This window comes from Azorhizobium oxalatiphilum (assembly GCF_014635325.1).
GTDB lineage: Bacteria > Pseudomonadota > Alphaproteobacteria > Rhizobiales > Xanthobacteraceae > Azorhizobium > Azorhizobium oxalatiphilum.
Genome location: NZ_BMCT01000005.1, coordinates 302,573 through 324,779, shown reverse-complemented (window position 1 = coordinate 324,779; position 22,207 = coordinate 302,573). Strand labels below are relative to the sequence as shown.

Annotated in this window: 21 protein-coding genes; 10 read left to right on the top strand and 11 right to left on the bottom strand. The window is 67.9% G+C overall.

All coding sequences use genetic code 11. The features are described from left to right. The first annotated feature begins 62 nt into the window (after nt 1–62). The 6 genes from hemB (at nt 63) to IEW24_RS18105 (ending at nt 6,008) form a co-directional block, all read left to right on the top strand. Complete coding sequence (hemB, locus tag IEW24_RS18130; protein WP_188581199.1) at nt 63–1,115, top strand: porphobilinogen synthase; 1,053 nt, start codon at nt 63–65, stop codon at nt 1,113–1,115. Then, nucleotides 1,112–2,437 carry a branched-chain amino acid ABC transporter permease gene (locus IEW24_RS18125; protein ID WP_188581198.1) on the top strand — a complete coding sequence of 442 codons (1,326 nt, stop codon included), beginning with the start codon at nt 1,112–1,114 and terminating at the stop codon, nt 2,435–2,437. The genes hemB and IEW24_RS18125 overlap by 4 nt, the downstream gene beginning before the upstream one ends. Nucleotides 2,438–2,466: 29 nt before the next feature. Further along, entirely contained in the window at nt 2,467–3,726 is a 1,260-nt protein-coding gene (locus IEW24_RS18120; RefSeq protein WP_188581196.1) for a threonine ammonia-lyase, read from the top strand. Between the two features lie 73 nt (nt 3,727–3,799). Beyond that, nucleotides 3,800–4,336, top strand: coding sequence for an RDD family protein (locus IEW24_RS18115; protein ID WP_188581194.1), 537 nt, complete (start codon nt 3,800–3,802; stop codon nt 4,334–4,336). An 81-nt stretch (nt 4,337–4,417) separates the two neighbouring features. Then, entirely contained in the window at nt 4,418–5,170 is a 753-nt protein-coding gene (locus IEW24_RS18110; RefSeq protein WP_188581192.1) for an arginyltransferase, read from the top strand. Between the two features lie 160 nt (nt 5,171–5,330). Then, the gene (locus IEW24_RS18105; protein WP_244644522.1) at nt 5,331–6,008 is read left to right on the top strand and encodes a MarC family protein; all 678 of its coding nucleotides are present in this window, start codon (nt 5,331–5,333) and stop codon (nt 6,006–6,008) included. 9 nt (nt 6,009–6,017) lie between these two features. On the opposite strand, the gene IEW24_RS18100 is transcribed toward IEW24_RS18105, so the two are convergent. Then, a complete protein-coding gene (locus IEW24_RS18100; RefSeq protein ID WP_188581190.1) occupies nt 6,018–6,599 on the bottom strand; it encodes a histidine phosphatase family protein in 582 nt (193 codons plus the stop codon). 296 nt (nt 6,600–6,895) lie between these two features. Here IEW24_RS18100 and IEW24_RS18095 point away from each other — a divergent pair, with 296 nt between their 5' ends. Beyond that, nucleotides 6,896–7,123: a CbtB domain-containing protein gene (locus tag IEW24_RS18095; RefSeq protein WP_188581187.1), complete on the top strand. Its 228-nt coding sequence runs from the start codon at nt 6,896–6,898 to the stop codon at nt 7,121–7,123. A 177-nt stretch (nt 7,124–7,300) separates the two neighbouring features. Next, a complete protein-coding gene (locus tag IEW24_RS18090) occupies nt 7,301–8,173 on the top strand; it encodes a CbtA family protein (RefSeq protein WP_188581185.1) in 873 nt (290 codons plus the stop codon). A gap of 46 nt (nt 8,174–8,219) precedes the next feature. Here IEW24_RS18090 and IEW24_RS18085 read toward each other — a convergent pair whose 3' ends face one another. After that, a complete protein-coding gene (locus IEW24_RS18085) occupies nt 8,220–9,983 on the bottom strand; it encodes a chloride channel protein (protein ID WP_188581183.1) in 1,764 nt (587 codons plus the stop codon). Nucleotides 9,984–9,987: 4 nt separating this feature from the next. Beyond that, nucleotides 9,988–12,225 (bottom strand): DNA topoisomerase IV subunit A, encoded by a 2,238-nt coding sequence (parC, locus tag IEW24_RS18080; protein WP_188581181.1) that lies wholly within the window; start codon nt 12,223–12,225, stop codon nt 9,988–9,990. Nucleotides 12,226–12,623: 398 nt separating this feature from the next. Here parC and IEW24_RS18075 point away from each other — a divergent pair, with 398 nt between their 5' ends. After that, the gene (locus IEW24_RS18075) at nt 12,624–12,848 is read left to right on the top strand and encodes a hypothetical protein (protein ID WP_188581179.1); all 225 of its coding nucleotides are present in this window, start codon (nt 12,624–12,626) and stop codon (nt 12,846–12,848) included. Here IEW24_RS18075 and recO read toward each other — a convergent pair. From recO to IEW24_RS18035, 8 genes are all read right to left on the bottom strand, one after another. Further along, nucleotides 12,842–13,588 (bottom strand): DNA repair protein RecO, encoded by a 747-nt coding sequence (recO, locus tag IEW24_RS18070; RefSeq protein WP_188581177.1) that lies wholly within the window; start codon nt 13,586–13,588, stop codon nt 12,842–12,844. The two genes, IEW24_RS18075 and recO, sit on opposite strands and share 7 nt — an antisense overlap. A 7-nt stretch (nt 13,589–13,595) precedes the next feature. Further along, nucleotides 13,596–14,531: a GTPase Era gene (era, locus tag IEW24_RS18065; RefSeq protein ID WP_188581175.1), complete on the bottom strand. Its 936-nt coding sequence runs from the start codon at nt 14,529–14,531 to the stop codon at nt 13,596–13,598. Next, a complete protein-coding gene (gene rnc, locus IEW24_RS18060) occupies nt 14,528–15,238 on the bottom strand; it encodes a ribonuclease III (protein ID WP_188581174.1) in 711 nt (236 codons plus the stop codon). Before rnc ends, era begins: the two co-directional genes overlap by 4 nt. Beyond that, on the bottom strand, nt 15,235–15,987 hold the full coding sequence (gene lepB, locus IEW24_RS18055) for a signal peptidase I (RefSeq protein ID WP_188581172.1): 753 nt from the start codon (nt 15,985–15,987) through the stop codon (nt 15,235–15,237). Before lepB ends, rnc begins: the two co-directional genes overlap by 4 nt. 225 nt (nt 15,988–16,212) lie before the next feature. Then, nucleotides 16,213–16,623: a holo-ACP synthase gene (gene acpS, locus IEW24_RS18050; protein ID WP_188581170.1), complete on the bottom strand. Its 411-nt coding sequence runs from the start codon at nt 16,621–16,623 to the stop codon at nt 16,213–16,215. After that, on the bottom strand, nt 16,620–17,387 hold the full coding sequence (locus tag IEW24_RS18045; protein ID WP_188581166.1) for a pyridoxine 5'-phosphate synthase: 768 nt from the start codon (nt 17,385–17,387) through the stop codon (nt 16,620–16,622). Before IEW24_RS18045 ends, acpS begins: the two co-directional genes overlap by 4 nt. Nucleotides 17,388–17,426: 39 nt before the next feature. After that, nucleotides 17,427–19,643: a RelA/SpoT family protein gene (locus IEW24_RS18040; RefSeq protein ID WP_188581164.1), complete on the bottom strand. Its 2,217-nt coding sequence runs from the start codon at nt 19,641–19,643 to the stop codon at nt 17,427–17,429. Nucleotides 19,644–19,820: 177 nt separating this feature from the next. Next, nucleotides 19,821–20,795, bottom strand: a complete 975-nt coding sequence (locus IEW24_RS18035) for a quinone oxidoreductase family protein (RefSeq protein ID WP_188581162.1) — start codon at nt 20,793–20,795, stop codon at nt 19,821–19,823. Nucleotides 20,796–21,037: 242 nt separating this feature from the next. On the opposite strand from IEW24_RS18035, the gene IEW24_RS18030 reads away from it, so the two are divergent. Continuing rightward, entirely contained in the window at nt 21,038–22,207 is a 1,170-nt protein-coding gene (locus IEW24_RS18030) for a UbiH/UbiF family hydroxylase (protein WP_188581160.1), read from the top strand.

The following is a 22,207-nucleotide window of genomic DNA, read 5'->3' as shown; positions in this document are numbered from 1 at the left end:
AGACGGCGATGACACTTGCCCCCGGCCCCGTTTCGGCCGGCCCGCAGCAGCGAGACGAGACCATGAGCCTTTCCCCCGCACGCCTCCGCCCCGTGGATCCCGCAGCGGCGCCCGGCGGTGGACAGCCGCTCGATCTCGCCACGCGCCTGCGCCGCAACCGCAAGAGCGACTGGTCGCGCCGGCTGGTGCGCGAGAACACCCTCACCGTCGACGACCTGATCTGGCCGATCTTCGTGATGGAAGGCGAGAAGACCCGCGAGGCCGTCCCCTCCATGCCCGGCGTGGAGCGCCTGACCGTGGACGAGGCGGTGCGCGCGGCCGAGCAGGCGGCGAAGCTGCGCATTCCGGCGCTGGCGCTGTTCCCCTACACCCAGCCGGGCCTGCGGGACGAGACCGGCAGCGAGGCGCTGAACGAGAACAATCTGGTCTGCCGCGCGCTGCGCGCCATCAAGGCGCGGGTGCCGGAGGTCGGCCTCATCACCGACGTGGCGCTCGACCCCTACACCAGCCACGGCCATGACGGCGTGATGGACGGTGAGCGCATCCTCAATGACGAGACGGTGAACCTGCTGGTGCACCAGTCCGTGGTGCAGGCCCAGTGCGGCGCCGACGTGATCGCGCCCTCCGACATGATGGACGGCCGCATCGGCGCCATCCGCATCGGCCTCGACGCCGCCGGCCTCACCGACGTGCAGATCATGTCCTATGCGGCGAAGTATGCGTCCGCTTTCTACGGCCCGTTCCGCGATGCCATCGGCACCTCCAAGACCCTGATCGGCGACAAGCGCACCTATCAGATGGACCCGGCCAACGGCGCCGAGGCCATCCGCGAGGCCGCTCTCGACGTGGAGGAAGGCGCGGACATGCTGATGGTGAAGCCCGGCCTGCCCTATCTGGACGTGGTCTATCGCCTGAAGGAAGCCTTCGGCCTGCCCACCTATGCCTATCAGGTGTCCGGTGAGTATGCGATGATCGAGGGCGCCATCCGCAATGGCTGGCTCGACGGCAGCCGCGTGGTGGAGGAAGGACTGATGGCCTTCAAGCGTGCTGGCGCCGACGGCATCCTCACCTATTTCGCGCCGCGCGTGGCCGAGCGCCTCTCCGCAGGGGCGTGACCGGGCGCCGTATCGGCCTGCTCCTCGCCGCCCTGCTCTGTCTGGCGGGGTGCGGGCGGGTGGTGGATGCGGACCAGGCCGACATCTGTGCGCGCGCCGCACCGGCCCTTCATCCCGACGGCACCGCCATCGTCCGCAGCGCGGCAGCCCCCGCGCGCGGCAAGGCCATCGGCGTGCGCCTGTCCTATCAGGCGCGCGAACCTGGCCGCGCCCATCCCTTCACCGCCTCCATCACCTGCCGCTTCGCCGCCGCCAACGGGCCGGAGCGGCTGGAGCTGACCGGCCTGCGCACCGCCGATGGCGAGCTGAGCCCGGTGCGGCTGATGATCCTCAAGCGCTGGTGGCTGGACACGGAGGCCAGCCCGCTCAGCGTGCCGTCCGCGCCCTTCTTCCTGCTCGGGCCGGAAGCTGCCTATGGGCTCCAGCAGGGGCTGAATGCGCTGGCGCCCATGGCGCTGTATGCGGCGCTCGCCACGGCTTTCACGCTTCTCCACGGGCTCACCGGCCGCATCGTGCTCGCCATCGGCGAGGTGGCGGTCACGGGAGGGGCGGCCATGCTGGTGATGACCGGCGCGGCCGAGCTGTTCGGCCCGCTCGCGCTCTGGCATCTGGTCATCGGCGTGCTGGCCGCCATGGCCACCTCGGCGGCGTGGGCGCTGCTGATCGGGCACTTCATGCTCCGGCGCTTCCGGGACCGGCAGAATGGCGGCCAGGGCGTGCTGATCGCCAGTATCGGCCTCGCGCTCGCACTGCGCGAGGCCCTCACCCTGCAACGGAGCGTCACCGCCGGCTGGCTGCCGCCTCTGCTCCACGCCTCCATCCCGCTTGCCGGCTCGCCCGCCTTCGCGGCCACCATCACCCCCGCCGCCCTGGTGGCGATCACCGCCACAGGCGGTGCGGTGGGCTTTGTCGTCATGGCCATGCGCGCAAGCGCCTTCGGGCGCAACTGGCGCGCTATGGCGGACGATCCACGCATGGCGGCGCTGTGCGGCATCGCGCCGGAACGGCTCATCAGCCAGACCTGCCTCATATCCGGCGCGCTGGCCGGCTTGAGCGGGGCCATGCTGGTGCTGGTGTTCGGCAGCGTGGATGCCGCCTTCGGCCTGCCGCTCACCCTGAAGAGCCTCGCCGCCGCCATCCTCGGCGGTGTCGGCTCGGTGATGGGCGCGGCGCTGGGCGGCCTCGCCATCGGGCTGCTGGAAGGGCTCTGGTCCTCGGCCTTCGACATCGCTTACCGCGATGTGGTGATGTATGCCCTGTTGGGCCTCGCCTTGCTGCTGCGCCCCAATGGCCTCACCGGCCCGCGGCGGCGGGAGGTCTGATGTCTTTTACGCCTGAGGGATCGCACGCAATGGACCGGCCATCTGCCACCCTCGATGCGTCCCGCCTTCCCGTGACCTTCGCCGATGTGGAGGCGGCCCGCCCGCTGGTGTCCGCCGCCGTGGTGCGCACGCCGGTGCTGCGGGCGCCGCGCCTCTCGCAGCTCACGGGTGCCGACGTCTATGTGAAGTATGAGAATGTGCAGACCACCGCCAGCTTCAAGGAGCGCGGGGCGGTGGCGCGGCTGGTGCAGCTGACGCCGGACGAGGCACGGCGCGGCGTCATCGCCATGTCCGCCGGCAATCATGCGCAGGCGCTGGCCTATCACGGCACGCGGCTCGGCATCTCCACCACCATCGTCATGCCGGAGACCACACCGCAGGTGAAGGTGCTGGCCACCGAAGCCTATGGCGCCCACGTGCTGCTGCATGGCGAGGGCGTCGCCGAGGCTGGGCTGAAGGCGCGGGAGATCGCCGGGGCCGAGCGCCGGGTGTTCGTGCATCCCTATGACGATCCGTTCGTCATCGCCGGACAGGGCAGCCTCGCGCTGGAGATGATCGAGGATGCCCCGCTGCTGGACTGCGTGCTGGTGCCGGTGGGCGGCGGTGGGCTCATCTCCGGCATGGCGCTCGCGTTCAAGGCCCGTTCGCCGGAGACGCAAGTGATCGGCGTGGAGGCGGCGCTCTATCCGGCGGTCTGGTCGGCGCTCACGGGCACGGCCCGCCCAAGCGGCGGGCCGACACTGGCCGAGGGCATTGCCGTGCGCGACACCGGCGCCCTCACTCTGCCCATCATCCGCGCCCTCGTCTCCGACGTGATGCTGGTGGAGGAATCCGCGCTGGAGCGGGCGGTGAATGCACTGCTCACCCTGCAGAAGACGCTGGCCGAAGGGGCCGGCGCCGCCGGGCTCGCAGCCCTGCTCACGGAACCGGAGCGTTTCCGGGGCCGCAAGGTGGGGCTGGTGCTCTCCGGCGGCAGCATCGACCCGCGCGTGCTCGCCGCCATCCTCATGCGCGAGCTGGAGCGGGATCAACGCGTGGTGTCCTTCCGCCTGACGCTGGTGGACCGGCCCGGCACGCTGGGGCGCATCACCACCCTGCTCGGCCGGATGGGCGCCAACATTCTGGAGGTGCATCACCGCCGCACCTTCCTCGACGTGCCAGCCAAGGGCACGCGCCTCGACCTCACCATGGAGACCCGCGACCAGACCCACGCGCAGGAGATCGAAGCCGCGCTGACGGCCGAAGGGTTTCAGGTGCAGCGGCTCGGCGCCGGTGGAGCGGAGTGGTAGATTTCCCCTTCGTCACCTCGCGTCTTGCGCGCAGCCCCGGCGCACACCACGTGTCGAAGGCAGGAGGACCACCATGAGCTACACGTCACCGGGAAACGGCCAGTCCGCGCCTTATGCGGGCTATCGGCCCCATTCCTATGATCCGGTGGCCCATCCGGAATATTTCCGGGGCGTGCTGTCCCGTCGGCTCGTGGCCTTCATGATCGATGCGGTGATGATCACCGGCCCCATCGTGCTGCTGGCCATCTTCATCTTCCTGTTCGGCATCGTGACGCTGAGTCTGGGCTGGATGCTGTTCCCGCTGCTGAGCCCGGCCTTCATCATCTGGGCCATCTGCTACAACGCGCTGACGCTGGGCAGCCCGTCCTCGGCGACCTTGGGCATGCGGCTGATGGATATCCAGATGCGCACCTGGTACGGCGCGCCGGCCTATTCGGTGCTCGGCGCAGTGCATGCGGTGTGCTTCTGGCTGTCGGTGAGCATCTTCACGCCGTTCGTCCTGCTGGTCGGCCTGTTCAACGCCCGGCGGCGTCTGGCGCATGATTTCCTGCTGGGAACCGTGGTCATCAATACCGAGGCGCGGGCCGCTTCGCTCCGCCCTTACCGCTGATTTGGTTGCAATCCGGCACGATAAACCTTTGACCGACTCTTTCTCAGGGTGCGATGCTGACCCACCCGAGGCTTGAGAGCCGTGACCGAACATTCGCGTGACACGCCGCAATTCTATCTGACTGCCCCCTCCCCCTGCCCCTACCTGCCGGGCAAGGAGGAGCGGAAGGTGTTCACCCATCTGGTGGGTGAGCGCGCGGCGACGCTCAACGACGTGCTGACGCAAGGTGGCTTCCGTCGCAGCCAGTCCATCGCCTATCGTCCCGCCTGCGAGGGCTGCCGGGCCTGCATCTCGGTGCGCATCATCGTGGACGAGTTCGAGCCCACGCGCAGTTTCCGCCGCACGCTCAAGGACAATGAGGACCTGATCGGCACCCTGCGCCAGCCGAGCCCCACCTCCGAACAATACGGCCTGTTCCGCTCCTACGTCACCGCCCGTCACGGCTCCGGCGGCATGGCCGACATGAGCGTGCTCGACTACGCCATGATGGTGGAGGACACCCACGTCCAGACCCGGCTGGTGGAGTATCGCAAGCGCGGTCCCGACACCCGCATCAATGGGCGCGGCACCGGCGACCTGATCGCCGTCGCCCTCACCGACGTGCTCGGCGACGGGCTGTCCATGGTCTACTCTTTTTACAATCCCAACGTGCAGGAGCGCTCGTTGGGTACTTTCCTGATCCTGGACCACATCGCCAAGGCGAAGGAGATGGGACTTCCCTATGTCTATCTCGGCTATTGGGTGAACGGCTCCCGCAAGATGGACTACAAGCGCCGCTTCACCCCGCAGGAGCGCCTCTCCCCGCACGGCTGGGAGCGGGTGGAGACCGACTGAACGACGCTCGTTCCGCCCCTCACGCCTGTCCGTTTCGCGCGCCTTCGTTGCGGGCAGCCGCGTCACCCGCCTTGGCAATCCGCCCGGCCTTGCGATATTGGGCCTTGCAGCAATGGCGCTGGACCGGCGGAACATCCGCCGGCATCGAGGGGCTGGGCGGGTGAGTCAGTTCATCAACATCTTCGTGGCGGTGTTCGCGGCACTGTTCCCCGTGGTCAACCCGCTCGGCGGCGCGCCGATCTTCGTGCAGATGACGCGCGTCTGCTCGCCTCTCATCCGCGCCAAGCTGGCCCGGAAGGTGGCGATCAACGGCTTCATCATCCTGATCGTCTCCATGCTGGCGGGAACCCGCATCCTCACCTTCTTCGGCATCAGCCTGCCGGTGCTGCGGGTGGCGGGCGGCCTGGTGGTGACATATGTCGGCTGGAGCATCCTGCATCAGGGCGATGCCAGCGCCGAAAGCCCCTCCGCCGAGGCGGTAAGCGACGTGGACATCCACAGCGTGGAGGCGCAGGCCTTCTATCCGCTCACCATGCCGCTCACGGTGGGGCCCGGCTCCATCGCCACCGCCGTGGCGCTCGGCTCCCAAAGCTCGTTCGAGCACGCGTTCAACTCCACCGTGCTGATGATCGAGCTCATCGGCACCATCTGCGGCCTCGCGGCCGTCTCGCTGAGCGTCTATTTCGCCTATCGTTATGCCGGTGACATCGAGCGCCTGCTGGGCCGCAACGGCACCAACGTGGTGATGCGCCTGTTCGCCTTCATCCTGCTGTGCATCGGCATGCAGATCATGTGGCTGGGCATCCGCGAACTCATCACCGGACTACCCCACGGCTGAGCGCCGTTTTCAGTCCGTCTCGTCCGCCAGCGGCGTGGCGCCGAGCGCCCGCAGGGTCCAGCGTCGGCCGTCGCCACGCAGTTCGGTGACGCTGAGCGGCGCCACATCGATGCGCCAGAAGGCTTCGACCGGCGCTTCCAGCACCGCCACCACCGCCGCGCGGATCACCGCGGAATGGGTGATGGCGAGCACCCGATCGGGCGCCTCCGTCATGTTGCCGAGCCAGTCCGCCACCCGCGCGAGCAGCGCGTGGAGCGTTTCCCCGCCGTGGGGGGCGGCGGCGGGATCATGCCGCCATGCGGCCAGCGCCTCCGGCTCGCGCTCATGCAGCTCGGCGAAGCTGCGCCCGCGCCAGTCGCCGCAGTCCCAGTCGGCCAGCCCCTCGTCCACCTGCACCGACTGGCCCAGCGCCAACGCCGTTTCGCGCGCCCGGAGCGCCGGGCTCGCCAGCCTGAGATCGGCCCGCTGCACCTTGCCCGCCATCGCCTGCGCCCGCGTTACAGCGGCGGTTTCCAACGCCTCCTCGGCTGGAAAGGCAGCCGTGCGCGTAGCAAGGGTTGCACCGTGACAGATCAGGGTCAGCCGCCGCATCTTGTTCACTGCTCCTTCGCCCGCCGGTCGCGAATGCCGGCCCGGTTCCTTGACAGTCGTTGCCGCAGCACACAATAGTCGAGCCTTCATTGCGCGTTGGAAGCCGGTGAGAGTCCGGCGCGGTCGCGCCACTGTGATCGGCCCGCATCCTCATGCGTCCGCCGAAGCCAGACCTGACCCGCGATGAACCTGCACCCGGTGCAGCGACAAAATACTGCACCCGTGCAGCCAATCACTGCATCCGTGCAGCACGACACGACGCTCGCGATGGGACGCGACATCCCCGGAGAGATTTGATGGCCCAAGATACGCTCACCCTGTCCCCCAACGCCCCCGTGCTCGGCGCGGTCCGCCCCATTCCGGTGAGCGAGATCCTCCCCTGGGCGGCGTTCGGCGGCCTCATCCTGCTGCTGGCGCTCTATTTCGTCGGCGCCGAACAGGGCGCGACCGCTCTGTTCTCCGGCTCGGCCGTGCACGAGTTCGTGCATGACGGCCGCCACCTGCTCGGCTTCCCCTGCCACTGAGCCTGATCCGGTCCGGTTGAAAAACCCGATCGGTGAATCAGTCTCAGACGTGCACTGAGCCTGATGCCGCCGGGCCTCGTCCCGGCCTGAGCGTGCTCGGGAGCCGGATCGGTGCAGATTGAAAATCTGGGCCGTGAATCCGCCTCCAACATTTCTGGTTTTCAGGGGAATACCATCATGGTTGGGTCCATTCTGCTGCGCGGGATGCTGGTCGGCATCCTCGCGGGCTTGCTTGCGTTCGGCTTCGCGCGCGTATTCGGCGAGCCGGCGGTCGAGCGCGCCATCGGCCTCGAGGGCCAGTTCGGCGGTCATAGCCACGCACCGGAAGCCGCAGCTCCGGCACCGCACGCGCACGGCGCCGACGCCGCGCCCCATACGCACGCCGCCGATGCGGCACCTCACAGCCACGCTGCCACGCCTGCGCCGGAGGCCGCCGGCGGCCACAGCCATGGCGACGGCGAGGAAGAGCTGTTCAGCCGCTCCACGCAGTCCGGCCCCGGCCTGCTGGTGGCGCTCGTGGTCTATGGCGCGGCCATGGGCGGACTGTTCGCCCTCGTCTTCGCCTTCGTGAACGGCCGGGTCGGCGCGCTCTCGCCGCGCGCCACGGCGGCGCTGCTCGGACTCGCTGCCTTCATCGCCCTCGTGCTGGTGCCGGGCCTCAAGTATCCGGCCAATCCGCCGGCGGTGGGCGACGGCTCCACCATCGGCATGCGCACCGCGCTGTTCTTCATGATGATCGCGGCGTCCGTGGTCGCCATGACCGGCGCGGTGGTGCTGGCGCGCGGCCTTGCCGCCCGTCACGGCGCCTGGAACGGCGCGCTTCTGGCGACCATCGCCTATCTGGTGGTGCTGACCGTGCTCAGCCTCGCTTTGCCCACCTTCAACGAAGTGCCCGAGGGCTTCCCCGCCGATCTGCTGTGGCAGTTCCGCGTCGCCACGCTGGGCATTCAGGCGGTGTTCTGGGCGGTGATCGGCCTCGGATTCGGCACCTGGATGGAAGCCGCGTCCCGCAACGGCGCCGGCCGCAAAGCCAAGCTCGTCCACCACTGACGCCAATCGGGTGCGGCCTCCGGGCCGCACCTGTCTCTGAAACGCTCTAGCGATCCCCCGCCACGTCGCGGCGGGCCTTGTCCAGCTCCTCGGCGTAGCGCCTGAGGACGAAGGCCTCCCCCAGCAGCCCCACCACGTGGCGCGACACGGGATTGTCCACCACCGCCAGCGTCTCGCTCTGGGTGCGGTGGAAAGCGGCGGCGGCCTCCTTCACATTCATGTCCGGCAGCAGCACCTCGCCCGTCAGGTGCGCCAGCGTGCCCATGCGCGTCTCGGGCGGCAGGTCGCCATAATAGGCTTCCGCCACGGTGACGAGGCCCGCATAGCGCCCCTCCGCGTCATGCAGCACCACGGTCTTGGCCGCGCCCAGCGGGAAGGCGGCGCGGAAGGCTATGAGGTCGGCGTCCGCGCCGAAAACGGCCACGTCGGGCCGCATCATCCGCTCCACGGTGAGCGCGCGCAGCCAGCCGATGTCGAGCGCGCTGCGGATGGTCTCGCCGCGCAGATGCATGCGCCAGGTGGAGAAGGAATAGCCGAAGGTCTCGCGCACCAGCAGCGAACAGGCAATGGAGGCGGTCAGCACGATGCCGGCGATGTGCAGGTCGCCGGTGATCTCCAGCGTCAGGAAGGTCATGGTGAAGGGGCCACCCACCACGCCCACCGCCAGCGCGCCCATGCCCACCACGGCGGCGATGACCGGATCGAGCCCGAGCCCCGGCACCAGCCATTCCACCCCCCCGGCATAGAGCTTGCCAAGCATGGACCCCATGAACAGCGAGGAGAAGAACAGGCCGCCCCGGAAGCCCGAGCCCAGCGACAGGGCCGAGGCGCAGACCTTCAGCACCAGCACCAGCAGCACCACGCTGGTGACACCGGTGCCGATGTTGATGTGAAGCGCCCCCTCCCCGCTGGACAACACCTGCGGCGAGAAATAGGCCAGCACCCCGACCCCGAGCCCACCCACTGCCGGCCGCAGCCATGCGGGCAGGCCGCTCTTCACAAAGCCCTGCTCCACCAGCGTGACGAGGCGCATGATGCCGATGGATACGACACCGGCGATCAGCCCCAGCAGCAGGAAGGGCAGATAGGACGAAGGATCCAGCGCGCCCGTGGGCGGAACCGTAATGGGAGTGGAGATGGCGCCCAGTTGGCTGGCGGTGAGATAGGCCACCAGCGCCGAGGCCATGACCGGCGCGGCGGCGGGGATGGCATAGACGCCAATGATCAGCTCGAAGCCGTAGAAGGCCCCGGTGAGCGGCGCCTGGAAAGCCGCCGCGATGCCGCCCGCAGCGCCGCAACCCACCAGCACCCGCATGTCCATGCGCCGCAGGCGCAGCCACTGGCCGAGCTTGGAGGCAATGCCGGAGCCTGTCTGCGTATAGCCCGCCTCCATGCCCACGGAAGCGCCGAAGCCGTTGGCCAGCATGGTCTGGGCGGACAGGATGACGCTGTCGGTGAGGGACATGCGCCCGCCATGCAGCGCATTGGCCTCGATGGGATCGACGATGGAATGCGGACGCCAGCGCTTCAGGGCGAGAATGACGCCGCCCATGATGAGCCCGCCCACCGCCGGCCACAGCAGCAGATGGGTGGGCACGGCGGGCAGCGAGCTGATGCGCGGCGCGCCATAGAGCAGGTGGTGCAGCAGCTCGGCACCCCGGCTGATGGCGGTGACGCCGATGCCGGCAAGCACGCCGACGACAACTGCCAGACCGACAAGGCCGACTTCGCGCGCCCGCACCAGCGCCCGGAGGCGGGCGGCGAGGCCGCGCGCGGCATCCGGCGGGTTCACATCGCCGGGTGCCGCCATGGCGTCAGGCGAACTTGTTGTTGCGCGGGAAACCCTTGGGCGGCAGGCGGCCGGAAGAGGCCCGCTCGCCCTGCCAGTCCAGCAGTTCGGTGACGGTCCAGGTGCGGCCGGAGGAATCCTCCCAGGTCAGGCCCTCGTCGCGGACGAACACCTTCAGGTCGGACAGCCCGCCCTCCTTGTAGCGCTGGAGGCGCACGCCGCGGCCGCGGGTCATCTCCGGCACCTGATTGAGCGGGAACAGCAGCAGCTTGCGGTTGTCGCCGATCACCGCAACGGTGTCGCCATCCGCAGGCGTCGCCAGCACGGCCACATCCGGCAGATCGACGCCCAGCACCTGCTTGCCCTTGCGGGTGTTGGCGATGCAGTCATCCTCGGCCACCACGAAGCCGCGTCCCTCCTTGGAGGCGACGATCATCTTGCGGCCCGGCTGGTGGGCGAAGACGGAGACGATCTCCGCCTCCTGCTCCAGCTCGAACATGAGGCGCATGGGCTCGCCATGGCCGCGCCCGCCAGGCAGCTTGGAGGCCTCCAGCGTGAAGAAGCGGCCGTTGGAGGCGAACACCATCACCTTGGAGGTGGTCTCGGCGAAGAAGGCATGGGCGAGCGTGTCGTCGCCCTTGAACTGCACGCCGGTGACATCGGCCACATGGCCCTTCAGCGCGCGGATCCAGCCCTTGGCGGACACCACGATGGTGACGGGCTCGCGCTCCACCAGCGCCTCGGTGAAGGCGCTCTCATGCACTTCCGGCGGCACCGCGAAGCTGGTGCGGCGGCGGCCGATGGCGGTGTCGGGGCCGTAGAGCTTCTGGGTCTCGCGGATTTCCTTGCCGATGGCCTTCCACTGGGCGCTCTCGGAGGCCACCAGCTTGTTGAGCTGGTCCTGCTCCTTGCTCAGCTTGTCGTGCTCCTTGCGCAGCTCCATCTCCTCCAGGCGCCGCAAGGACCGCAGGCGCATGTTGAGGATCGACTCGGCCTGAAGGTCGGTCAGCTCGAAGGTCCGCATCAACTCGGCCTTGGGCTCGTCCTCCTCGCGGATGATGCGGATCACCTCGTCGAGGTTCAGGTACGCGACGAGATAGCCGCCGAGCACCTCGAGCCGGTGGGCGATCTCGCCCAGCCGGTGGCGGGAGCGGCGCAGCAGCACGTCGCGGCGATGGTCCAGCCACTCGCGCAAGGCGTCGGCCAGCGACAGCACCTTCGGCACCTGCCCGCGCACCAGCACGTTCATGTTGAGCGAGACGCGCGATTCGAGCTCGGTGAGCTTGAACAGGCTCTCCATGAGCACGTCCGGATCCACCTTGCCGTTGCGCGGCTCCAGCACGAGGCGGATGTCCTCGGCGCTCTCGTCGCGCACGTCGGCGAGAAGCGGCAGCTTCTTGTCGGTGAGCAGTTCCGCGATCTTCTCCACGAGGCGCGATTTGGGCACGCCATAGGGGATCTCGGTGACGACGACCACATAGGTGCCGCGTCCGGTGTCCTCGCGCTCCCAGCGCGCCCGCACCCGGAAGGCGCCGCGCCCGGTGGCATAGGCTTCCGCCGTGCCGATGGGGTCTTCCACCAGAATGCCGCCGGTGGGGAAATCGGGGCCGGGCACAAACTGGAGCAGATCGGAGGCCGGGGCGTTCGGCTTGTCGATCAGATAGAGCGCCGCATCCAGCAGTTCGGAGGCATTGTGCGGCGGGATGGAGGTGGCCATGCCCACCGCGATGCCCTGCGAGCCGTTGGCCAGCAGGTTCGGGAAGGCCGCCGGCAGCACCACCGGCTCTTCTTCCGAGCCGTCATAGGTGGGACGGAAGTCCACCGCGTCGTCTTCAAGGCCGTCCAGCAGCAGGCGGGCGGTCTCGGTCATGCGCGCTTCGGTGTAACGCATAGCCGCCGCGTTATCGCCGTCCACGTTGCCGAAGTTGCCCTGCCCGTCCACCAGCGGGTAGCGCTGGGCGAATTCCTGCGCGAGGCGCACCAGCGCGTCATAAACCGACTGGTCGCCGTGGGGGTGATACTTACCGATCACGTCGCCCACGACGCGCGCGCACTTCTTGAACCCCTGCCCCGGATCGAGCTTGAGCTGCCGCATGGCGTGCAGGATGCGGCGGTGCACGGGCTTCAGCCCGTCCCGCGCATCGGGCAGCGCCCGGTGCATGATGGTGGACAGGGCATAGGCGAGGTAGCGCTCCTCGAGCGCCGCCTTCAGATCAACCGGCTCGATCGCGCCGCCGCCGGGTGGAAGAGTCTTTGTGGCCATGGCCCCCGAGTAGCGCGCCCGCTGGCGCCAGACAAGCGGCACGGCACGCAGCACAGCTTTGACGCCGCTCGGCCTTGGGCTTGTCCGATGGATGAACGAAAGCGTCGCTGTTGTTTAGGTATATGAACACCCATTTAGCTCAGGCGTATCCGGACACCATTTTTACTAACATAAATTCACACGGCGTTACCCCTTGGAACATAATAGCGACATTCCGACTTCTCACAGTTACGTCAGTGCAGTGATGCACGAAGTCGTTCAAAGGAGAAGCCATCATGAACCGCATTCTTCTTTCGGTTTGTGGCGCAGCAATTCTTGGATTGTCGGCCGTTTCGACGGGTGCGTCGGCAGGCTCCCTGTCGAATGCTGGTGGGAGCATTAATAATTCTGGCGAAAGCGTGCAGCTTCCGGTCGAAAATGTGGCCTGGCGCCGTATCTGCCGCCCCGTTCCGCGCTGGGCCTATGGCCACCGCGTGATGGTCAACAAGTGCGAGCGCGTGTGGGTCGGCCACCGGGGTGGCCCGCGCTATTACGGCGGCGGCCCCCGTTATGACCGTGGCTACGGCCCGCCCCCGCCCCGCTTCGGCGGCGGCTATTATCGCGGCGGCCCCGGCTATTACTGACCGGGCACCGCAGTGGCGGCCATCGCCCGCCTGACGGCACTCAGAAATCCCGCGCGGGCTTCAGGCATCTGGAGCCCGCGCGGCGCCATGACACGGCTTTCCAGAAAATAGCCGCTGATCCTGAGCCCCGCCTCCAGATCGCCGAGGCTCGGCGGCAGGATTCCGCCGATCAGGAAGGTCGGCAGCACGAACAGCTTGTCCGCATAGGGATCGCCCGCACTGCGCGAGACCGCCCGCCCGCTCTTCGGGGACACATAGGCCAGATCGTTGTTGCCGCCGGTGGCGGCGCAGCGGGTCAGATCCAGTCCGAATCCCAATTCTCCCAGCAGAGCCACCTCGAACCGGGCCAGAAGCTCGCCCGCCCCCTCCGGCGTCTCGAAGGCGTCGAGAATGGCATTGAGGGTGGCGAACAGGCCGGGATGGGGATCGCGCTCCGGCAGCAGGCGCATGAGCGCCGCCAGATAGGTCACGCCGAAACTGCCATGGGCCGTGCGCATCAGCGCATCGGAGCGCAGGGTCAGCGGCTCCACGCTCATCAGGCCGAGCTGGCTCTCCAGCCGCGCCCGCCACACCGCATGCAGCGTGTTGCCCGGCTGGAGCAGAGCCGCAAGGCGGCTCGTCCCGCCACCGCGCACGAGACCGGCATGCCGCCCGCGCGTGCGCGTCATCAGATCGACGACGGCACCGCTCTCCCCATGGCGCCGGGCGCCGAGAACGATGCCTTCGTCGGTCCATTCCACGGTGGTGTCAGTCCCCGTGCGGGAATTCGAGCCCCATCTCGCGATAGCGCTCCGGATCATCCGCCCAGTTCTCGCGCACCTTCACGAACAGGAACAGGTGCACCTTCTGCTCGATGACCTCGGCGATCTCGGCGCGGGCCTCGGTGGAGATGGCCTTGATGGCCGCCCCGCCCTTGCCCAGCACGATCTTCCGCTGGCTCTCGCGCTCCACGAAGATGGTCTGTTCGATGCGGACGGACTTGTCCTTCAGCTCCTTCCAGCTCTCGGTCTCGACCGTGGAGCGGTAGGGCAGCTCATCATGCAGGCGCAGGAACAGCTTTTCGCGGGTGATCTCAGCCGCCAGCATGCGCATGGGGGCGTCCGAGATCTGGTCTTCCGGATAGAGCCACGGGCTGAACGGCACCTTGCCCGCGAACCATTTGCGCACCGCATCCACGCCATCGCCATTCATGGCCGAAACCATGAAGACCTCTTCGAACGGCAGCCGCTCGGTCAGCGTCTGGGCCAGCGCCAGCAGGGTGTCGCGGCGGATCAGGTCGATCTTGTTGAGGATCAGGGCGCGCGGCCGCTTCACCTCGGCCAGCGGCTTGAGGATGGATTCCACGTTCTCGTCGATGCCACGATTGGCATCCACCAGCAGAGCCACCACGTCGGCGTCGGAAGCCGACGTCCAGGCGGTGTTGACCATCGCCCGCTCGAGCCGCCGCTTGGGCGCGAAGATGCCGGGGGTATCCACGAGGATGATCTGGGCCGCGCCATCAAGCGCAATGCCCTTCACCACCGCGCGGGTGGTCTGCACCTTGTGCGAGACGATGGAGACCTTGGTGCCGACCAACTGGTTCGTGAGCGTGGACTTGCCGGCATTGGGGGCGCCCAGCAGGGCCACGAAGCCGCACCGCGTCGGCTCCATGCCCTCCGCTTCCGCCGCAACCAATTCGCTCATTCAGAATTCTCCGTCACCACGCCCTCGCGGGCGAGAAAAGCTGCTGCGGCCGCCTTCTGCGCCGTCTGCTTGGATCCGCCGTCGGCCTCGGCGGATTTCAGGCCCGGCAGGTCCACCGCCACGCGGAAGCTTGGCGCGTGATCCGGGCCCGAGCGGCCGATGTCCCGATAGGCGGGGGGCGGAAGGCCGCGTCCCTGCGCCCATTCCTGCAGCACCGTCTTCGGATCCCGCAGCGGACGCCGGGGCGCCTCCAGCCGGGAGCGCCAGAAGCGTTCCACAAGGGCGGTGGCGGCCGGATAGCCGCCGTCCAGATAGACCGCCGCCACCACCGCCTCGGCCACGTCGGCGAGGATCGCCCGGCGCTGGCGGGCGCCGGACTGGGTCTCGCCCGGCCCAAGCCTCAGATGGGGGCCAAGGCCCATGTCCTGCGCCACCTCGGCGCAGGCTTCCTCGCGCACCAGCTCGGCGAGGCGGCGGGAAAGCTCGCCCTCCTCCGCCTGCGGGAAGGTTGAGTACAGCATATGCGAAACCACGCTGCCGAGCACGTGGTCGCCGAGGAATTCCAGACGCTGGTAGGAGCGCACGCGCGGCGCGCTCCCCTTCACCACGCTGATATGGGTCAGCGCGAGTACCAGCAGTTCGGAATCGGCGAAGACATGCCCGATGCGGGCTTCAAGCTGCTTGAGATCTGGGGCGGGCTCGCTCATCGCACCATGCTGAAGATGCGCGACCACCGCACCGTCCAGGGCCAGGTCCAGACCTGCCACGGGGATGCATGTTCATCGATGGAGAAGAAGATCATCTGCGCCTTGCCGACCAGATTGTCGAACGGCACATAGCCCACCTGGCTGAGCACGCGGCTGTCGGCGGAATTGTCGCGGTTGTCGCCCATCATGAAATAATGGCCAACCGGCACCTGATAGACCTGCGTGTTGTCGTAGAAACCGTTGTCCACGATATCGAGCGTCTCGTAGGAGACGCCGTTCGGCAGGGTCTCGCGCCAGCGCTTGATCGGAACCTTGCGGCCAGAGCCGTCATCCTCGACCACGTCGGTCAGGCGCTCGCGCTTCACCGGCACGCCGTTGATGTTCAGCACGCCGTCGATCATCTGGATGCTGTCGCCGGGCAGGCCGACCACACGCTTGATGTAGTCGGTCTCGTTGTCCTTCGGCAGCTTGAACACCACCACGTCGCCGCGCGTGGGTTCCTTGCTCCAGATGCGGCCCTGGAACAGCGGCGGCGAGAACGGAATCGAGAAGCGCGAATAACCGTAGCTGTATTTCGACACGAACAGATAATCGCCGATCAGCAGCGTGTCCTTCATGGATCCCGAAGGAATGTTGAAGGGCTGGAACAGCAGCGTACGGATCACCAATGCGATCAGCAGCGCATGGACGATAACGCGGACGGTTTCGAGAAATCCGCCGTCCTTTTTGGAGTCACTGGTCGCGGTCATAGAGTGTCCGGTGCAACAAGGTCCGCGCAGTGTGCAGAAAACTGTGCCGAAAACAGGTCCGAAAACCCTTCTCGCTACGGCATCAGGACTCACGGTGCGGGTGGTGCTGCTATAGACGTTTCAAAGGCCTGCGGCAACGCGCACAGCCCGCCGCACAGGGGCCGTGCCCGGCCTTTGCATCACGACATCGCGTGCAAATCGGCAACCCGCAAACCCTACGTTGCGTCAACCCGGCGTGCCGATGGGCTCCGCGCTGATGATCACATAGGCGGCGGACAGCGGCCCCTCGTCGGTCAGCGACAGGTTGATGCGTGGCTCGTAGCCCTCGGGCACCATCTCGGCCAGCCGCGCCGCTGCGCCGCCGGTGAGCTTGATCGTGGGCTGGCCGGACGGAAGATTGACCACGCCGATGTCGCGCCAGAACACGCCGCGCGCGATGCCGGTGCCCAGTGCCTTGGCGCAGGCTTCCTTGGCGGCGAATCGCTTGGCATAGGTCTCCCATGGGCGCGCCCGGCGCTCGGCCTTGGCCCGCTCAAGCGGCGTGAACACGCGTTCCACGAAACGGGGGCCGAAGCGCTCCAGCGACTTTTCGATGCGCCGTGCGTCGGAGAAATCCGAACCGATGCCGAGAATCATGCGGCAAGTCCTCCCTGAGAACGCCCCCGCTCCATGGCTTCGCGCATCAGCTGCACGACCCCCGGCAGGCCCTCGAAGATGGCCTCGCCGATCATGAAATGCCCGATGTTCAGTTCTGCGATCTCCGGCAAGGCGGCGATCGTCTCGGCGGTCTCGTAATCGAGGCCGTGGCCGGCATGGACCTCCAGCCCCAGCGCCGCCGCCTCACGGGCACCGGCGGCAAGGCGCGCGAACTCGGCCTCCGCTTCCGCCACGTGGCCCGCGGCCACCGCCTCGCACCAGCTGCCGGTGTGCAGCTCGATCACCGCCGCATTCAGCGCGCGGGCCGCCGCGATCTGCACCGGATCGGCGGCGATGAACAGCGAAACGCGGATGCCGGCGGCATTCAGCGCCGCGATCTTCGGCTTGAGGTCCGCGGCCAGGCCCGCCGCGTCCAGCCCGCCCTCGGTGGTGCGCTCTTCGCGGCGCTCCGGCACGAGGCAGCAGGCGTGGGGCTTGGTGCGCAGGGCGATCTCCACCATCTCGTCGGTGGCGGCCATCTCGAAATTCAGCGGCAGCGCCACCTCGGCACGGATGCGGGCGATATCGGCATCGCGGATGTGGCGACGGTCCTCGCGCAGATGGGCGGTGATGCCGTCCACCCCGCAGGAGGCGGCGAGCAAGGCCGCCCGCACCGGATCGGGCAAGGCCCCGCCGCGCGCGTTCCGCACGGTGGCCACGTGGTCAATGTTCAGGCCGAGGCGGATGGGGGCGGCGGAACTCATCTCATCACTCTCCTTCGGCGCAGCGTGTTGCCAGTGGACTCAGCCGTTCACGCGCTCGGCGCTGGATACCACGGGCCGGCCGCGCAGGTCGGTCAGGATGCCATTCAGATGGCGCAGGTCGAACACTTCGAGATCGATCAGAAGCTCGGTGAAGTCCGGCGAGCGCGAGCGCATCTCCAGCCCCTGAATGTTGCCGTTGCGCTCGCCGATGACGCTCGCCACCTGCCCGAGCGTGCCCGGCTCGTTCAGCGCGGTCACGCGGATGCGGGCCGGGAAACGGCCATCGGACAGCTCATCCACGTCCCAGCGCACGTCGAGCCAGCGTTCCGGCGTATCTTCGAAATCCTGCAACGCGCTGGACTGGATGGGATAGATGGTGATCCCCTCCCCCGGCGCCAGAATGCCGACGATGCGATCTCCAGGCACCGCGCCGCCATCGGGCGCGAAGCGCACCGGCAGGTTGGCATTGTTGCCCCGGATCGGGATCGCGGCGAGCGTCTCCGCCTCCTCGGCGCCTTCCGGGATCTTGAACTTGAGGTTGTGGCCCTTCTTCAGCTCGAACCAGCCCTCGCCATGGGCGCGGCTGCCCGCCACGCGCTCTTCGGGGCGCTGGGCCGTCCAGTCGGGATGGACGGCGCGGATGAGATCGTCGGTCTTGATCTCGCCTCGCCCCACCGCCGCGAACACATCCTCCACCGCCGTGCGGGCAAGGCGCGACATGCCCTTGGCCACCGCCTCGTCGGAGAAGGGTTTTCCCGCCCGCGAGAAGGCGCGCTCGGAGATCTTGCGGCCAAGGCCGGCATATTGCGCCCGCACCGCCGCGCGGGTGGCGCGGCGCACGGCGGCGCGCGCCTTGCCGGTGACGGCGATGGTCTCCCACGCGCCGGGCGGGGTCTGGGCCTTGGAGGTGATGATCTCCACCTCGTCGCCATTCTTCAGCTCGGAGACGAGGGGAGCGATGTTGCCGTTGATCTTGCAGCCCACCGCCGTGTTGCCGACGTCGGTGTGCACCGCATAGGCAAAATCGATGGGCGTCGCCTTGCGGGGCAGCGCGATGAGGCGGCCCTTTGGGGTGAAGCAGAACACCTGATCGTGGAACAGCTCGAGCTTGGTGTGCTCCAGAAACTCTTCCGGGGAGAGGCCCTGCGCCAGGTTCTCGATGGTCTTGCGCAGCCAGGCGTAGGCGCGGCTCTCGTTGGAGAGCATCACGCCGGGGGCGCCTGAATCGTCCTTGTAGAGCGCGTGGGCCGCGATGCCGTATTCGGCGATCTCGTCCATGTCGTGGGTGCGGATCTGCAGTTCCACGCGCTGCCGGCGCGGGCCGATCACCGTGGTGTGCAGCGAGCGGTAGTCGTTGGGCTTCGGGGTGGAGATGTAGTCCTTGAAACGCCCCGGCACGATGGCCCACTTGGTGTGGACGAGGCCGAGCGCGCGATAACAATCTTCCACGCTCTCCACGATGATGCGGAAGCCGTAGAGGTCCGAGAGCTGCTCGAACGAAATGGCCTTGCGCTCCATCTTGCCCCAGATGGAATGCGGCCGCTTCTCGCGTCCCTTCACTTCGGCCTGCATGTCGCGGCGCTGGAGTTCCGCCTCCAGCTCCTGCTCGATCTCCTGTACCAGCGGCCCGTTGCGCTCGCGCAGTTCCTCCACGCGCTCGGTGATGGACTGGTAGGCTTCCGGCATGAGCTGGCGGAAGGCGAGGTCTTCCAGCTCCTCGCGCATCTCCTGCATACCCATGCGCGCGGCGAGCGGCGCATAGATGTCCAGCGTCTCCTGCGCGACCCGGTCCCGCTTCTCCGTCGGCACGTACTGGAGCGTGCGCATGTTGTGCAGGCGGTCGGCCAGCTTCACCAGCAACACGCGCACATCATCGGCGATGGCGAGCAGCAGCTTGCGGAGATTCTCTGCCTGTTTGGCCTGCTTGGACACGAGGTCCAGCTTCTTGATCTTGGTGAGCCCCTCCACCAGCTGCGCGATCTGTGCGCCGAACAGGCGCTCGATCTCGGCCTTGGTGGCGTCGGTGTCCTCGATGGTGTCGTGCAGCAGCGCCGCCACGATGGTGGCGTCGTCCAGCTTCAGATCGGTGAGGATCGCGGCCACTTCGAGCGGGTGCGAGAAGTACGGATCACCCGAGGCGCGCACCTGCGTGCCGTGCGCCTTCATGGCGTAGACATAAGCGCGGTCGAGAAGCGCTTCGTCGGTCTGGGGGTTGTACCGTCGAACGCGATCGACGAGCTCGTATTGGCGCATCATGGCCGGAACGGTCCGTCGCTGCACGGACGTGCCGGGAGGGCCGCCGTGTCAATATATTCCATGGTGCATATCATGAAGCGCGGGCCGCGACGCAAGCTGCGCCGCACAATTTTGCGCCGTCGCTGCCGATCTGGTTAAGGCTCCGGCAATGCCGGAACCCGTGCCCTCCTCCGCGCATCAGGGCAGCAGCAGCGTCGAGCCCGTGGTGGCGCGGCTTTCCAGATCGCGATGGGCCTTCTGTACGTCCTTCAGGGCATAGGTCTGGTGCACAGGCACCTTGACCGCCCCGGTCAGCACCGCCTCGAACAGATCGTTGGCGGTGGCCACCAGCGCGGCACGCGTGGCCACATGGGTGCCGAGCGTCGGCCGGGTGGCGTAGAGCGAGCCCTTCTGCGAGAGGGTGAGCAAATCGAAGTCGCGGATGGCGCCGGAGGCATTGCCGAAGCTCACCCACAGGCCGAACGGCTTCAGGCAGTCCAGCGACTTGGGATAGGTCGCCTGCCCCACGCCGTCATAGACCACGTCGCACATCTTGCCGTTGGTGATCTCCTTCACCCGATGCACGAAATCCTCCTCGCGATAGAGGATGGCGTGATCGGTTCCGCTGGCCAGCGCCAGTTCCGCCTTGGCCTTGGAGCCCACGGTGCCGATAACGGTGGCCCCCAGCGCATTGGCCCACTGGGCGAGGATGAGGCCCACCCCGCCGGCGGCGGCCTGGATCAGCACCACGTCACCGGGCTTCACCGGATGGGTGTGCTTGACCAGATATTGCGCCGTCATGCCCTTCAGCATCATGGCGGCGGCGGTGCGGTCGTCGATGGCATCAGGCAGGTGAATGAGGGCGCTGGCGGGGATGTTTCGCGCTTCCGCATAGGCGCCCATGGCGGTGGCGTAGGCCACCCGGTCGCCCACGTGGAAGCCCTCCACATGCGGACCCACCGCTTCCACCTCGCCTGCGCCCTCGCTGCCGGGGACGAAGGGAAGGGCCGGCGCCTTGTAGAGGCCGGAACGGAAATAGGTGTCCACGAAATTGAGGCCGATGGCGGTGTGGCGCAGGCGCACCTCGCCGGGACCGGGGGGCGGCAGATCCACCTGCTCCAGGGTGAGAACGTCGGGCCCACCCACCTTATGCACCCGAACCGCCGCAACCATCGCGCCCTCCCTCAGCAAAAGCGGTTGGGATCATAGGTCTTGAGGCGCGAGCGGCAAGCCACGCCGCATGCTGCTTTGCACAAGCGAATGCCTAATTCCCCACATTCGTTTGCCACGATGCTGAGGCGTTGTGTCATAGGGACGATGCGCGCGGCGACTGCCGTTCGCCGAGGCGCTAGAATGCGCGACGTCGGAAGGTGGTCCCCAGTGCCGCCGGCGCCGCAAGAGGACGGAGACTGAGCATGTCGCAGATCATCGAGGCGGAAGTCGCTGTTGTCGGCGCGGGCCCCGCTGGCCTTGCGGCAGCCATCGGATTCGCGAAGGCGGGCTGGCAGACGGTGCTCGTCACCGGCCCCGAGCGCGGCGTCGATCATCGCACGACCGCACTGCTCGGCACCTCGATCCCGATTCTGGAGCGCTTCGGCGTGTGGGAGCGCCTGCTGCCCCACACCGCGCCGCTGCGCGACATGCGCATCATCGACGGCACCCGCCGGCTGATCCGCGCCCCGGAAGTCACCTTCAAGTCCAGCGAGATCGGGCTTGAGGCCTTCGGCTACAATATCGAGAACGACCCGCTGCGGCGCACGCTGGCGGATGCCGCAGCGGAAGCGCCCAACCTCACCCTCGTGAAAGCCTCGCTCACCGACCTGAAGGTGGAAGGCACGCTGGCCCACCTCGCGCTCGACGATGGCAACAGCGTCGCCACCAGGCTCGTCGTGGCCGCCGATGGCCGCCAGTCGCGGGTCCGCGAGGCCTGTGGCATCGGCATGAAGCGGCGCGAGTATCCGCAGGTGGCCGTCACCGCCATCGTGCGCCACACCCAGCCCCACTGGGACACGTCCATCGAGTTCCACACCGAAACCGGCCCCTTCACGCTGGTGCCGCTGCGCGGCGACCGCTCCAGCATCGTCTGCGTGGTGGATGACCGGGAGGCCGTGCGCCTGCTCGGACTGGAGCCGGCCGCGCTCGCCGGGGCCATGGAGCGCCGGGCGCAGTCGGTCCTCGGCTCGTTCGAGGTGGAGGAAGGCCGCGCCGCCTTCCCGCTGGTGGCCGAGACCGCCCGCAGCATCACCGCCCCCCGCGTGGCACTCATGGCGGAGGCCGCCCACATCATGCCGCCCATCGGCGCGCAGGGCCTCAACCTCGGCCTGCGCGACGCGGCGACCCTGATCGATCTGGCCAACGAGGCCGGCGGCGAGATCGGCGGCGAGGCCATGCTGAAGCGATATGCCAGCGCCCGCGACAAGGACATCCATGGCCGCATGACGGCGGTGGACCTGCTCAACCGCTCGTTGCTCTCCGACCTCGTGCCGGTGCAGGGCGTGCGCGGCTTCGGCCTCTATCTGCTGGACCGCATCACACCCCTGCGGCGGACTGTGATGAAGCTCGGCCTCGGCAACCGGGCGGCCTGA

Bases quoted from the DNA above. Each gene is read 5' to 3' on its own strand.
- hemB (WP_188581199.1), top strand. From the start codon at position 63: ATGAGCCTTTCCCCCGCACGCCTCCGCCCCGTGGATCCCGCAGCGGCG.
- IEW24_RS18120 (WP_188581196.1), top strand. From the start codon at position 2,467: ATGGACCGGCCATCTGCCACCCTCGATGCGTCCCGCCTTCCCGTGACC.
- IEW24_RS18115 (WP_188581194.1), top strand. From the start codon at position 3,800: ATGAGCTACACGTCACCGGGAAACGGCCAGTCCGCGCCTTATGCGGGC.
- IEW24_RS18100 (WP_188581190.1), bottom strand. From the start codon at position 6,599: ATGCGGCGGCTGACCCTGATCTGTCACGGTGCAACCCTTGCTACGCGC.
- IEW24_RS18095 (WP_188581187.1), top strand. From the start codon at position 6,896: ATGGCCCAAGATACGCTCACCCTGTCCCCCAACGCCCCCGTGCTCGGC.
- IEW24_RS18090 (WP_188581185.1), top strand. From the start codon at position 7,301: ATGGTTGGGTCCATTCTGCTGCGCGGGATGCTGGTCGGCATCCTCGCG.
- IEW24_RS18085 (WP_188581183.1), bottom strand. From the start codon at position 9,983: ATGGCGGCACCCGGCGATGTGAACCCGCCGGATGCCGCGCGCGGCCTC.
- parC (WP_188581181.1), bottom strand. From the start codon at position 12,225: ATGGCCACAAAGACTCTTCCACCCGGCGGCGGCGCGATCGAGCCGGTT.
- era (WP_188581175.1), bottom strand. From the start codon at position 14,531: ATGAGCGAATTGGTTGCGGCGGAAGCGGAGGGCATGGAGCCGACGCGG.
- rnc (WP_188581174.1), bottom strand. From the start codon at position 15,238: ATGAGCGAGCCCGCCCCAGATCTCAAGCAGCTTGAAGCCCGCATCGGG.
- lepB (WP_188581172.1), bottom strand. From the start codon at position 15,987: ATGACCGCGACCAGTGACTCCAAAAAGGACGGCGGATTTCTCGAAACC.
- acpS (WP_188581170.1), bottom strand. From the start codon at position 16,623: ATGATTCTCGGCATCGGTTCGGATTTCTCCGACGCACGGCGCATCGAA.
- IEW24_RS18045 (WP_188581166.1), bottom strand. From the start codon at position 17,387: ATGAGTTCCGCCGCCCCCATCCGCCTCGGCCTGAACATTGACCACGTG.
- IEW24_RS18040 (WP_188581164.1), bottom strand. From the start codon at position 19,643: ATGATGCGCCAATACGAGCTCGTCGATCGCGTTCGACGGTACAACCCC.
- IEW24_RS18035 (WP_188581162.1), bottom strand. From the start codon at position 20,795: ATGGTTGCGGCGGTTCGGGTGCATAAGGTGGGTGGGCCCGACGTTCTC.
- IEW24_RS18030 (WP_188581160.1), top strand. From the start codon at position 21,038: ATGTCGCAGATCATCGAGGCGGAAGTCGCTGTTGTCGGCGCGGGCCCC.